The following is a 12,532-nucleotide window of genomic DNA, read 5'->3' as shown; positions in this document are numbered from 1 at the left end:
GGGTCAGGACTCCTGCGCCGACAGCTGGCCGAGGAGGTCGATGGCCGCGTCCGCGAGCACCGTGCCGGGACCGAAGATCGCCGCCGCGCCGGCCTCACGCAGCGCCGGGTAGTCCTGCGGCGGGATGACGCCGCCGACGACGACCATGATGTCCTCGCGGCCCAGCTCGGCGAGCTCGTGCCGCAGCGCGGGCACCAGCGAGAGGTGCCCGGCGGCCAGCGACGAGACTCCGACGACGTGCACGTCCGCCTCGATGGCCTGCCGCGCCACCTCGCCCGGGGTGGAGAACAGCGGGCCGACGTCGACGTCGAAGCCGAGGTCGGCGAAGCCGGTGGCGATCACCTTCTGGCCGCGGTCGTGGCCGTCCTGGCCCATCTTCGCGACGAGGATGCGGGGACGGCGGCCCTCCTCCGCGGCGAACTCTTCGACCAGCTGACGGACCCTCTCTATGTGCTGTGTTTTTCCCGTCTTCCCCACCTCCTCGCGGTACACCCCCGAGATGGTCCGGATCTGGCCCGCGTGGCGGCCCCAGATCTTTTCGAGCGCGTCGGAGATCTCGCCGACAGTGGCCTTCGCGCGGGCCGCGTCGATGGCCAGTTCCAGCAGGTTGCCGTCGTTCTGCGCGCCCTCGGTGAGCCGCCGCAGCGCGTCTTCCGTCGCCGAAGAGTCGCGCTCGGAGCGCAGCCGCCGCAGCTTTTCCAGCTGCTGCGCCCGCACCCCCGCATTGTCCACTTTTCGCACTTCAACTGCGGCATCGTCCACGTCACCGGTGACCTGGTACTTGTTGACGCCGATCACCGGCTGGCGCCCGGAGTCGATGCGCGCCTGGGTGCGCGCGGCGGCCTCCTCGATGCGCAGCTTGGGGATGCCCGCGTCGATCGCCTTGGCCATGCCGCCGGCCTGCTCGACCTCGGTGATGTGGCCCCACGCCTTGCGCGCGAGGTCGTAGGTCAGCTTCTCGACGAACGCGCTGCCGCCCCACGGGTCGATGACGCGCGTGGTGCCGGACTCCTGCTGCAGCAGCAGCTGGGTGTTGCGGGCGATCCGCGCGGAGAAGTCGGTCGGCAGCGCCAAGGCCTCGTCCAACGCGTTCGTGTGCAGCGACTGCGTGTGCCCCTGGGTCGCGGCCATCGCCTCGACGCAGGTCCGCACGACGTTGTTGTAGACGTCCTGCGCGGTCAGCGACCAGCCGGACGTCTGGGAGTGCGTCCGCAGCGACAGCGACTTCGGCGACTGGGGGTTGAAGCCCTTCACGAGCTTCGCCCACAGGAGACGCGCCGCGCGCAGCTTCGCGACCTCCATGAAGAAGTTCATGCCGATCGCCCAGAAGAACGACAGCCGCGGCGCGAACTTGTCGACGCCCAGTCCGGCGTCGACTCCGGCGCGGAGGTACTCGACGCCGTCGGCGAGCGTGTACGCCAGCTCCAAGTCGGCCGTCGCCCCGGCTTCCTGCATGTGGTAGCCGGAGATGGAGATCGAGTTGTACTTCGGCATGTGCTGCGAAGTGAAGGAGAAGATGTCGGAGATGATCCGCATCGACGGCTGTGGCGGGTAGATGTAGGTGTTGCGGACCATGAACTCCTTGAGGATGTCGTTCTGGATGGTCCCCGCGAGCTGCTCGGGTTTGACACCCTGCTCCTCGGCCGCGACGACGTAGAGCGCCAGCACCGGCAGCACAGCGCCGTTCATCGTCATCGACACCGACATCTTGTCCAGCGGGATGCCGTCGAAGAGCTGCCGCATGTCGTAGATCGAGTCGATCGCCACGCCCGCCATGCCGACGTCGCCGGAGACGCGCGGGTGGTCGGAGTCGTAGCCGCGGTGGGTGGCCAGGTCGAAGGCGACCGAAAGCCCTTTCTGCCCGGCGGCGAGGTTGCGCCGGTAGAACGCGTTGGACTCCTCGGCGGTGGAGAACCCGGCGTACTGGCGGACGGTCCAGGGCTGGTTGACGTACATCGTCGGGTACGGCCCGCGCAGGAAGGGCGCGATCCCGGGGTAGGTGGCCAGGAAGTCCACATCGGACAGATCGCCGGCGGTGTACACCGGCTTGACGCCGATGCCCTCGGGCGTCTCCCAGGCCAGTGCGTCCGGGCCCTTGCCGGTGGCGTCCTCCACCGCACGGGCCCAGGTGGCACGGTCGCCCGGCGAAGGCGTGCCGAGGTCGAGGTGGGCGAAGTCGGGGATGGTCACAGCGCAACTCCCAGCTTGGCGTGCAGGCCGTTGAGGACTTCCAGGGCGTCGCAGCCGGTGAAGATGGTGGCGTCGACGCCGTCGTAGGACCCCTTGCCCGCCAGGAGCACGTACTCGGCGCCGAGCGACGCGGCGACGTCGGCCGCCTGCGCCTCGTACGCCGAGTCAGAGCCGCAGAGGCAGGCGATGCGGGCGCCGGACGCGCGGAACGCGCCCGGCAGGTCGTCGGTCGCGCCCGGGTTGACGGCTTCGAGCCCGCCCGCCTGGAAGAGGTTGGCGGCGAACCCGGCTCGCGTGGTGTGCGCGGCGACCGGGCCCAGCGTGGCCAGGAAGACCTTGGGACGCTCACCGTGCGAAGCGAGGTACGCGTCCGACGCGTCTCGCAGCGCTTCGAAGCCTTCGGCGTACCGGTGCCGCGGCAGCCCACCTTCCACAGTGGACTCCACCGGCGTCCGGACGACCGGCTTCTCGGTCAGGTTCGGGAACTCGCTGACGCCGGTGAGCGGGTCGCGCCGGGTGGCGATCCGCGACGAACGCTTCTCCCACGTCGCCGCGAGCCGTCCCGCGAGCGCGCCGGACGCCAGCTCGGCGACCAGGCCGCCCGCCGCCTCGATCGCGGTGAACTCGGCCCAGGCGGCGTGCGCGAGGTCGTCGGTGAGCTTCTCGACGTACCAGGAGCCGCCCGCCGGGTCGGCCACGCCGGCCAGCTTGGACTCCTCCAGCAGCACGGCGTGCGTGTTGCGGGCGATCCGCGCGGAGAAGGCGTCGGAACGGCCGATCGCGGCGTCGAACGGCAGCACGGTGACCGCGTCCGCGCCGCCGACGCCCGCGCCGAAGCAGGCCACGGTCGTGCGCAGCATGTTCACCCACGGGTCGCGCCGGGTCAGCATCGCCGGTGACGTCACGGCGTGCTGGCGCATCGGCGAGGAGAAGCCGCACACCTCGGCGACGCGGGCCCACAGGCGGCGCGCGGCCCGCAGCTTGGCGATGGTGGAGAACTGGTCGGCGGTCGCGGCGAGCCGGAACTCCAGCTGCCCGGCCGCGGCCTCGACGGCCAGCCCGGCGTCGGTCAGCGCCCGCAGGTAGGTGACGCCGGCCGCGACCAGCGCGCCCAGTTCCTGCGCGTCCGAGCCGCCGGCTTCGTGGTACGGCAGGCCGTCGGCGACGACCGTGCGCACTTTCGGGTACTTCGCGGCGACACGCACGGCGAGCGCGGCGGCCGGTCCGAGGTCGACGGCCGAGCCGGTGCGCGCCGCGAGCCCGATCGGGTCGGCGCCGAGCACGGCGGTGGCTTCGCTCGCCGGGATCTCGCGCTCGGCGAACAGCGCCAGCAACTCCGAAGCGGCGGCTTCGTACGCAGGACCCGCGTCCAGCACGACGGGCGCCAGGTCGACGTACACCTCGTTCAGCGCGTCGGCCAGGGATGAAGGCGGCACCGAGAGCCAGATCGACGTCACGCCGCCTTCGAGGTCGGCGAGGATCGCCTTGTTGACCTCGCGGGCGTCGTCGCCGGTGAACCGGGCCCGGACGTCCCAGCCCGTGCTGACCTGGCCTTCCGGACGCGCGCCGCGCACGAACGGCGGCAAACCCGGGAAACCGACGTCCCACGGCACGTCTTCCGCCGTGTAGAGCGGCTGGATCTCGATCCCGTCGTAGGTCCGTGTGACGAGCTTGCTCTCCGGGGCGCCCGCGAAGTCCTCCGGCAGTTTGCCGCTTTTGCGCAGCACCCCGGCGACCAGCTCCTGCCACTGCTCACGAGTCGCCTGGGGAAACTCGGCCGCGAGGTCGAGTTCGGAGATCGGCGCTGACTCCGGACCGGCCACTTCAGTCATACCCAGTGATGGTAGAGGCACTCGCCGCGTCCGACCTGTGAGTCTGGTCGCCCTCGCGGCCGGTACCCGCACGCTGCGTCGGGGACTGTCGGTCGCGTACGCCACAATTGACGCGTGCCCCCCTCCAGCGAAGAGACACGACTGGTCGCCGGTCGCTACCGGCTGCGTTCGGTGCTCGGCTCCGGGTCGATGGGCACCGTCTGGTCGGCCTACGACGAGTTCCTGCACCGGCAGGTCGCCGTCAAGGAGATGAAGGTGCCGCCGGGCATCCCGGCGTCGCAAGCGGACGAGCTGCGGGAGCGGACGCTGCGCGAGGCGCGCGCGATCGCCGTGCTGTCCCACCCGAACGTGATCATCCTGCACGACGTCGCCCGCGAGGACGACCAGCCGTTCGTGGTCATGGAGCTGCTGCCCTCGCGCAGCCTGGCGCACATCCTGCGCGACCACGGTCCGCTGACCGTCGAGCAGGCCGCCGCCGTCGGCATCGCCGTGGCGTCCGCGCTGGAGGCCGCGCACGCCGCCGGGATCACCCACCGCGACGTCAAGCCGGGCAACGTCCTGGTCGCCAGCGACGGCCGGATCAAGCTGACCGACTTCGGCATCGCCCGCAACGTCTCCGAGGCGACCATGACCCGCACCGGGATCATGCTCGGCTCGCCCGCCTACATCGCGCCGGAAGTGGCCTCCGGCGGGGCCGTCACGCCGTCCGCGGACCTCTGGGGCCTCGGCGCGACGCTGTTCGCCGCGGTCGAGGGCGCGCCGCCCTACGACGCCGACGGCGATCCCCTGGAGACCGTCGGCAAGGTCGTCAACGGCAAGGTGCCCCAGCCGAAGGCCGGCCCGCTCGCCGACGTCATCGGCGCGCTGATGAAGAAGGAGCCCGGCCGGCGGATCACGCTGCGCGAGGTCCGGCACCGGCTGTACCCGCTGCAGACCAAGACGCCGCTCGACCTGTTCGGGCACGAGCTGTTCCACACGCCGGACGGCAAGAAGACGTCCGCGCAGCCGGACGCGACCGACACGCAGGTGATCAAGACCGTCCTGCCCGCGAAGGACAGGCCGGAGAAGAAGGCCGAGGCGTCGAGCAGCGAGCTCGCTACCGACCCGGGCCCGCTGCCGTTCCTGCGCCCGCCCGGCCCGGCGCCGGCGCCCGCCACCGAGCCGCCGACGTTGTTCGTGCCGCCGCCGCCGCGGCCCGCGCAGCGCAGCGCGGCGGCCACGGCCGTGCTGCTCGTGGCGGCGATCCTGCTCTTCCTCCTCGCCGCGGGCGGCGGGTTCGCGCTGGCCAGGACGGTCGGCGGGGAGTCGCTGCTGCCCCCGGCCGCCGAACCGGGCGGCACCACGAACGAGCCCACCAACGTGCCGCCGCCCGAGCTGGTGCAGCAGTCCGGCGACGCGAGCTACGCGACCGGCAACGGCGGGCAGTTCGGTCTGGCCGTGCCGAAGGGCTGGCAGAAGTTCGTCGCCCCGCACAACACCAACAAGTTCGGCGCGAGCGTCGCCGTGCAGTACGTCTCGCCCGACGGCCGCCGGTCGCTGCGGGTGGAGCGCCTGGTGAACTACTTCACGCAGTACCCGGACGACGCCGAGTACATCGTCTGGCTGAAGCAGACCTACTCCGGCGAGGGGTCCGTGTTCTTCCCCCCGACGCCGCTGCCGGACGGCAAGGGCACCACGCTCACGTACCGCATCCCGGAGAGCGGGCTGCTGCCGGGCAACAACGACGACCACCGCATCGCGCGGTCGACGTTCACGAACCTGGTCCGGGCGGGGACCAGCCTCTGGATCCTCTCGCTGACCGTGCCGATCGAGCAGGAGATCGCGGCCCGGCGGGACGTCTTCGACCCCGTCGCGTCGAGGTTGAGCGTGCAGGACTAGTCGCGGGGCAGCCCGCCGAGCACCTCGCGGGACACCTGCTCCTGGGCGAGGTGGCGCAGCCCGGCGAAGATCCGGTCGCCGAGCACGGTGGTGACCAGCCCGGCCTCGATGATCTTGTCCACCGACTCCCACCCGGCCAGCACCTCGACGTCGATCGCCGCGACGCGCATCGCCAGGTCCGCCTGCTCGTCGAGCCGTTCGACCAGTTTCTCGTGCCCGAGCTCCTTCGCCGTGGCCAGCGCGGCGATCAGGTTGGCGACCGCCCGGTTCTCGGGCGCGTGCCACTTCCAGCCGGTGCGGCGGACAAGGTCCTCGAGCCGTCCGGACGCCCACTCCGCGGCCTCCTCGGACACCTTCGGCGCGGGCCCGGCCAGCTCCTGCTGGACGACGCCCATCGTCCGGTGCGGGGTCTCGTCGCCGTCGATCGCGCTCAGCACGACCCCGATCGAGGCCAGCGACAGGCCGCCGACCTCGGCGAGCGCCTTGATCAGCCGCAGGCGCTGGACGTGCGCCGCGGAGTACCGCGCCTGGTTCGGGCTGGTGCGCTCGCCGGGTGGCAGCAGGCCTTCGCGCAGGTAGTACTTGACGGTCGCGACCGGCACCCCCGACTCGGCGCTCAGTTCGGCCATCCGCATGCACGCACTCCGATCCCAGGGTCGGTTCCGGGGCGACCCTGAAGATTTCTCAGCATGGATAGTTTAACTTCCCATAACGGAGAGCTTGACTATCCATTCTGGGAGGAACCATGACCATCCTTGCCGATCTCCGGAGCAGAACGAACAGGTGGCACCGGCCGTCCGTGCTCGCGGCCGCCGCCCTGGGGGTGGTGGCGGTGCTGTGCATCGCCGCCATGCTCCTCGACCAGCGGACCTTGGCGGGCGCGCCGATCTGGGCGAAGCCGTTCAAGTTCGCGGTGTCCGGCGCGCTCTACTTCGCCACCTGGAGCTGGCTCGTCTCGCTGCTGCCGCGGTTCCGCCGCACAGCGGGGTGGCTGACGAACCTCCTGGTCGTGATCTTCGGCGCCGAGTACGTTCTGCTGGTGTTCCAGGCAGCCCGCGGCCGCGCGAGCCACTTCAACACGGCGACCCCGCAGGACGCCGCGATCTTCGGCACCATGGCCGTGATGATCGCCGTGCTGTGGGTCGCCACCCTGGCTCTCACGGTGCTGATGCTGTTCACGAAGGTGCCCGACCGCGCGTCGTACTGGGCGGTGCGGACCGGGGCGGCGCTCTCGCTGGTGGGGCTCACGCTCGGCCAGCTGATGACCAGCCCGACCGCGCAGCAGCTCGCGCAGTGGAAGGCCGGCGGACGGCCGGACATGGTCGGCGGGCACACCGTCGGGCTCGCCGACGGCGGCCCCGGCCTGCCGATCCTCGGCTGGAGCACGGTGGCGGGCGACCTGCGGATCCCGCACTTCGTCGGGATGCACGCGCTGCAGGCGCTGCCGCTGCTGGCCATCGGGCTCCTGGCGCTCACCTCGCGATTCCCCCGCCTGCGCGACGACGTCGTCCGCGCGCGGCTCGTCCTGGTCGGCGCGGCCGGGTACGCGGGACTGATCGCGCTGGTCACCTGGCAGGCGCTGCGGGCACAGTCGATCGCGCACCCGGACGCGACGACGCTGGGGGCGTTCGCGCTGCTCGTCGCGGCGGTCGCACTGGGTGCACTGGCCGTCGTCCGCACCCAGGACCGGCCGGCGATCCGATGACTCTCTTCGCACTGGCCTTCCCGCTGGCGGCGCCGTTCTGGGCGCTGATGATCCTGGCGCCGAAGTGGCGGTGGACGGCGCGGGTCATGGCGTCGCCGTGGGTGCCGCTGTTGCCGCTGGTCTGCTACTTCGTGCTCGTGCTGCCGCACTTCGGCGAGTGGGGGCGGGCGATGCTCCAACCCGACCTCGGCGTCCTGCAGACGCTGCTGGCCACGCCGTGGGGTGCCGGGCTCGTCTGGGCGCACCTCATCGCCTTCGACCTGTTCATCGCGCGGTGGATGTACTTCGAGGGACGCGCGGTGGGATTGTCGCCGTGGATCGTGAGCCCGATCCTGGCGCTGACGATCTTCCTGTCGCCGTTCGGGCTGGTGGCGTTCCTCGTGGTGAGAGCCGTCCGGATACGCTCCCTCGCATGAGTGAACACGAGGCCGCGGCCGCCATCGCCCACCGCACCGGGGTGGACGCGCACGACATCGCGGTGGTCCTGGGGTCGGGCTGGCGCCCGGCGGCGGACGTCATCGGGGACTGCGAGACGGAGATCCCGTTCGCCGAACTGCCCGGCTTCACCACGCCCGGCGCGGTGGGCCACGGCGGCACCATCCGCTCGCTGAAGATCGACGGCAAGAACGTCCTGGTCATGCTCGGACGGACGCACTTCTACGAGGGCAAGGGCATCGACCCGGTGGTGCACAACGTGCGCACCGCCGCGGCGGCCGGCGTCCGGACGGTGCTGCTGACGAACGCCGCGGGCGGCCTGCGCGAGGGTTTCCAGGTGGGCCAGCCGGTGCTCATCTCCGACCACCTGAACCTGACCGCGCGCTCGCCGATCGTCGGCGCGAACTTCGTCGACCTGACGGACCTGTACTCGAAGCGGCTGCGGGACATCGCCCGCGAGATCGACCCGTCGCTCGAAGAAGGCGTCTACGCGGGCCTGACCGGGCCGCACTTCGAGACGCCGGCGGAGATCCGGATGCTGCGCACGCTGGGCGCGGACCTGGTCGGCATGTCGACGGTCCTGGAGGCGATCGCGGCCCGCGCGGCCGGCGTCGAGGTCTTCGGCCTTTCGCTCGTGACGAACCTCGCCGCGGGCATGACGGGCGAACCGCTGAACCACGAAGAGGTCCTGGAGGCCGGTCGCGCGGCCGCCACGAGGATGGGCTCCCTGCTGCGCGAACTCGTCACCCGCGCCTGACATCGTGTCGACCCTTCAATCACGCGTGTCGACGCTCCGCGCACGAGGTTCGTGTGCGGAAAACGCCGACTCGCGTGATTAGAGGGTCGACACGCGTGGTTAGAGCGACGACACGGCGTCAGGCGAAGGTGGGGAGCTGGACGGCGACGTCGGCCGGGGACGGCATTGCCGCGACTTCGGCGGCCAAGGCCTGGGCCGCGTCGCGGACTGAGGTGTCGGTCAGGAGCGTGCGGGCTTTCGTGGCGACGGCGTCGGCGGTGACTTCGGCGCCGAGCAGGCGGTCGCCGGCTCCGGCCGCCAGCACCGCCGCCGCGTTGCTGAACTGGTCAGCGCCCTGCGGCAGGAGCAGCTGGGGCAGGCCCGCGCCGAACGCGCCGAGCGTCGTGCCGCTGCCGCCGTGGTGGACCACCAGGTCGACGTGCGGGAGCAGCGCTGCCTGCGGGACCCACGCTTCGAGCCGGACGTTCGGCGGGACCTCGCCCAGCGCGTCGTCGGCCAGGGACGGGCCGGTGGCGACCAGGACGTCGACGTCCAAACCGGACAGACCGGCGATCGCCTCGGTGAGCACGCCCGCGTGCCCCATCGCCGTGCCGAGCGTCAGGTAGACCAGCGGCCGCGAACGGTCCAGCACGCCCGGCGGCAGTTCGCCCGGCTCGCTCCAGCCGACCGGGCGCAGCGGCACCCGATTGGTCCGCGCCATGAACCCCGGTTCCTGCACCGACTCCGGGCAGATGTCGATGAACGGGCCGCCGAACGTCAGGTCCTCGCTGATCTCGATGCCCAGCTCCGCGCCGTGCGCGCGGATCACGTCGCGGATCCTCGTGGCCAGCGGGTCGCCGGTCGACACCCGGCCGAAACCGTGCGCCACCACGGGAAGCCCGGCCTTGAACGCGGCGAAGACACCCCCCGAATTGGCAGACTCGCTCACGACCAGGTCGGGCCGGAAGTGCTCGAACAGCGGCAGCAGGTCGGCGATGAACCGCCCTGGCATGAGCTGCCCGAACACCTTCGCGACGATCGGCAGCATGACCTCGAACGGGATGTCGCCGGGCGGACCGGGCGGACCGGACTCGCCGAACGCCTGGCCGAAGGCGTCCTTGATGCCGAGCCCGGCGGCCGCTGTCTCGAGCCCCGCTTTCGTCAGCTGGGGCAGGAAATCTTCCGAGGTGGCGAAGACGACGTCGTGGCCCGCGTCGCGCGCGGCGACCGCCAGCGGGACGAGCGGGAACGTGTGACCGAAGGACCCCAGAGAGGTGAAGAGCAAGCGCACTCACCCGACCCTAGCCCGTAGGCTGGCGCGGTGACAGTGAACTCCACCCTTCGCGACGCCGCGTTCCGCTGGATGGCCGACGACCCCGACGACGGCTCCCGCGCCGAACTGCAGGACGTCGTGGCGAAAGCGATGGGTGGCGACGCCGATGCCGCCAACGCCGCAACTGAACTGGCCGACCGGATGGCGGGCCCGCTGGAGTTCGGCACCGCCGGCCTGCGCGGCCCGGTGCGCGCCGGGCCGAACGGGATGAACGTCGCCGTCGTCACCCGCACGACGGCCGGCGTGGCGGAGTGGTTGAAGGCGCACGGGCACGCCGGCGCGCTGGTCGTCGTCGGCCGCGACGCGCGGCACGGCTCGGAAGCCTTCGCGACCGCCGCCGCCGAGGTGCTCACCGCGGCCGGTTTCGACGTCAAGGTGTTCGCCCGGCCGCTGCCCACGCCAGTACTCGCGTTCGCCGTCGGCAGGCTCGGCGCGGTGGCCGGGATCCAGATCACCGCGTCGCACAACCCCCCGGCGGACAACGGGTACAAGCTCTACGACGCCACCGGCGGGCAGATCGTGCCGCCGTCGGACGGCGAGATCGAACGCGCCATCGAGGCCGCGCCCGCCGCGGTGAGCGTGCCGCGGGCGCCCGGCGCCGAGGTCGCCGACCTGCTGGACCGCTACCTCGACGAGGTCGCGGCGCTGCCGTTGGGCCACGAGCGGGCGGTGCGGGTGGCCGCGACGGCGTTGCACGGCGTCGGCGCCGACACGCTGCGCGCGGCGTTCGAGCGGGCCGGGTTCACCGATCTGCACCTGGTGGACGCCCAGGCCACGCCGGACCCGGACTTCCCGACGGTGTCCTTCCCCAACCCGGAGGAACCGGGCGCGACGGACCTGCTGCTGGCGCTGGCGTCCGATGTGGACGCCGACCTGGCGATCGCCCTCGACCCGGATGCCGACCGGTGCGCGCTCGGCGTCCGGGAACGGGACGGGCGGTGGCGGATGCTGCGCGGTGACGAGACCGGCGTGCTGCTCGGCTCGTACGTCCTGTCCACAGTGGATCGCACGCTGCTGCCGGACCCGCTGGTGGCCACCACGATCGTGTCGTCGTCGATGCTCGGCGAAATCGCGAAGGCCGAGGGTGCCCGCTACGCCGAGACGCTGACCGGCTTCAAGTGGCTGGTGCGCGCCGGTGACGGGCTGGTGTTCGCCTACGAAGAGGCGCTCGGCCTGTGCGTGAACCCGGGCTTCGTGCGCGACAAGGACGGCATCGCCGCCGCCACGCTGGCCGCGGGGCTGGCCGCACAGCTGAAGAAGCGGGGCCGCACGCCGCTGGACGTGCTCGACGATCTGGCGCAGCGGCACGGCGTCCACCTGACCGACCAGGTTTCGCTGCGCGTCACGGATCTGGCCGTCCGCGGGCAGCTGATGGCGAAGGTGCGGAAGACGCCGCCGTCACGGCTCGGCGGGGTCGAGGTGGTTCTCGAGGACCTGCTGCCGGACGCCGACGTGGTGCGCCTGACCGGCGACGGCGTGCGCGTGGTCGTGCGGCCGTCCGGGACCGAGCCGAAGCTCAAGGCGTACCTGCAGGTGGTCGCCCCGGTGCCGGATTCACTGACCGACGCGCGCGGCGCGGCGCAGGAACGGCTGACGGCGTTGCGGGCGGACGTCGAGGAACTGCTCGCCTGATGCCCAGACTGCTGATCGTGCACCACACGCCGTCGCCGTCGACGCAGGCGCTGTTCGAGGCGGTACTGGCGGGCGCGACGCACCCGGACATCGAAGGGGTGGAAGTGGTCCGTCGCGCGGCGCTGGCGGCCACGGTCCCCGACGTGCTCGAAGCGGACGGCTACCTGCTGGGCACGCCGGCGAACCTGGGCAGCATGAGCGGTGCCCTGAAGCACTTCTTCGACACGATCTACTACCCGTGCCTGGACGCGACGCGCGGTCGCCCGTTCGGGTACTGGATCCACGGCAACAGCGACACTTCGGGCACGGAACGGCAGCTGCTGGCCATCACGACGGGCCTTTCGTGGGCAAAAGCGGCCGAACCCGTCATAACGACCGGAGATCCGGACAAAAAGACGCTGGAAGCGTGCACGGAATTGGGTGGCACCCTGGCGGCCACTCTGCTGAACTGAAGCCGCTGAACTGAAGCCGCTGAAATGCTGAGCCGCCCCGAATTAAAGAGGCCTGTCACCGGAAGCCCTGGGGGTCGACCTCCGGCAACAGGCCGATACCAAGGGTTCGCCTCGAGGGCGATCGACCTTGGCTCATGAAGCGTACTACAGACGGCCGATCATGACGAGCCGGAGGCACGACAAGCCTCTCGCCCTGGCCGTTCCGTACACCCCCAGGGCACGGACCGCCAGGCGAGAGGCGAGCCAACTGTAAACCACTGCATACGCGCGCTGTCAACATGTGCGTACAGTGCTTCTTGGGTGCGGCGGAGATTCCCGGCTAGAATTTTCCGGGTCGGG

General features: G+C 71.5%; 10 protein-coding genes. 6 read left to right on the top strand and 4 right to left on the bottom strand.

Going from position 1 to position 12,532, the window contains the following annotated elements; translation table 11 throughout:
- Window positions 1–3 precede the first annotated feature (3 nt).
- Window positions 4–2,190, bottom strand: a complete 2,187-nt coding sequence (gene scpA, locus A3CE_RS0128090) for a methylmalonyl-CoA mutase (RefSeq protein ID WP_020643429.1) — start codon at window positions 2,188–2,190, stop codon at window positions 4–6.
- Window positions 2,187–4,022, bottom strand: a complete 1,836-nt coding sequence (locus A3CE_RS0128085) for a methylmalonyl-CoA mutase subunit beta (protein ID WP_185839835.1) — start codon at window positions 4,020–4,022, stop codon at window positions 2,187–2,189. The genes scpA and A3CE_RS0128085 overlap by 4 nt, the downstream gene beginning before the upstream one ends.
- Before the next feature lie 114 nt (window positions 4,023–4,136).
- Here A3CE_RS0128085 and A3CE_RS0128080 point away from each other — a divergent pair, with 114 nt between their 5' ends.
- Window positions 4,137–5,900: a serine/threonine-protein kinase gene (locus A3CE_RS0128080; RefSeq protein ID WP_020643427.1), complete on the top strand. Its 1,764-nt coding sequence runs from the start codon at window positions 4,137–4,139 to the stop codon at window positions 5,898–5,900.
- Here A3CE_RS0128080 and A3CE_RS0128075 read toward each other — a convergent pair.
- Window positions 5,897–6,535, bottom strand: coding sequence for a MerR family transcriptional regulator (locus tag A3CE_RS0128075; protein WP_026468941.1), 639 nt, complete (start codon window positions 6,533–6,535; stop codon window positions 5,897–5,899). The genes A3CE_RS0128080 and A3CE_RS0128075 overlap by 4 nt on opposite strands.
- A gap of 110 nt (window positions 6,536–6,645) precedes the next feature.
- On the opposite strand from A3CE_RS0128075, the gene A3CE_RS0128070 reads away from it, so the two are divergent.
- Genes A3CE_RS0128070 through A3CE_RS0128060 form a run of 3 tightly spaced genes read left to right on the top strand, consistent with a single transcriptional unit; the run spans window position 6,646 to window position 8,797 of the window.
- Window positions 6,646–7,605 (top strand): hypothetical protein, encoded by a 960-nt coding sequence (locus A3CE_RS0128070; RefSeq protein WP_026468940.1) that lies wholly within the window; start codon window positions 6,646–6,648, stop codon window positions 7,603–7,605.
- A complete protein-coding gene (locus tag A3CE_RS0128065; protein ID WP_020643424.1) occupies window positions 7,602–8,021 on the top strand; it encodes an ABA4-like family protein in 420 nt (139 codons plus the stop codon). The genes A3CE_RS0128070 and A3CE_RS0128065 overlap by 4 nt, the downstream gene beginning before the upstream one ends.
- Window positions 8,018–8,797 (top strand): purine-nucleoside phosphorylase, encoded by a 780-nt coding sequence (locus tag A3CE_RS0128060; RefSeq protein WP_020643423.1) that lies wholly within the window; start codon window positions 8,018–8,020, stop codon window positions 8,795–8,797. Before A3CE_RS0128065 ends, A3CE_RS0128060 begins: the two co-directional genes overlap by 4 nt.
- Before the next feature lie 118 nt (window positions 8,798–8,915).
- On the opposite strand, the gene A3CE_RS0128055 is transcribed toward A3CE_RS0128060, so the two are convergent.
- Window positions 8,916–10,067 (bottom strand): glycosyltransferase, encoded by a 1,152-nt coding sequence (locus tag A3CE_RS0128055; protein ID WP_026468939.1) that lies wholly within the window; start codon window positions 10,065–10,067, stop codon window positions 8,916–8,918.
- Window positions 10,068–10,139: 72 nt separating this feature from the next.
- Here A3CE_RS0128055 and A3CE_RS0128050 point away from each other — a divergent pair, with 72 nt between their 5' ends.
- Together A3CE_RS0128050 and A3CE_RS0128045 are read left to right on the top strand one after the other, a co-directional pair.
- Entirely contained in the window at window positions 10,140–11,741 is a 1,602-nt protein-coding gene (locus A3CE_RS0128050) for a phospho-sugar mutase (RefSeq protein ID WP_376741633.1), read from the top strand.
- Window positions 11,741–12,193, top strand: a complete 453-nt coding sequence (locus tag A3CE_RS0128045; RefSeq protein WP_020643420.1) for a flavodoxin family protein — start codon at window positions 11,741–11,743, stop codon at window positions 12,191–12,193. Before A3CE_RS0128050 ends, A3CE_RS0128045 begins: the two co-directional genes overlap by 1 nt.
- The last annotated feature ends 339 nt before the right edge of the window (window positions 12,194–12,532 follow it).

The organism is Amycolatopsis balhimycina FH 1894 (assembly GCF_000384295.1).
Lineage (GTDB): Bacteria > Actinomycetota > Actinomycetes > Mycobacteriales > Pseudonocardiaceae > Amycolatopsis > Amycolatopsis balhimycina.
The sequence above is the reverse complement of the archived record's forward strand: the minus strand, read 5'-3'. Positions and strand labels throughout refer to the sequence as shown.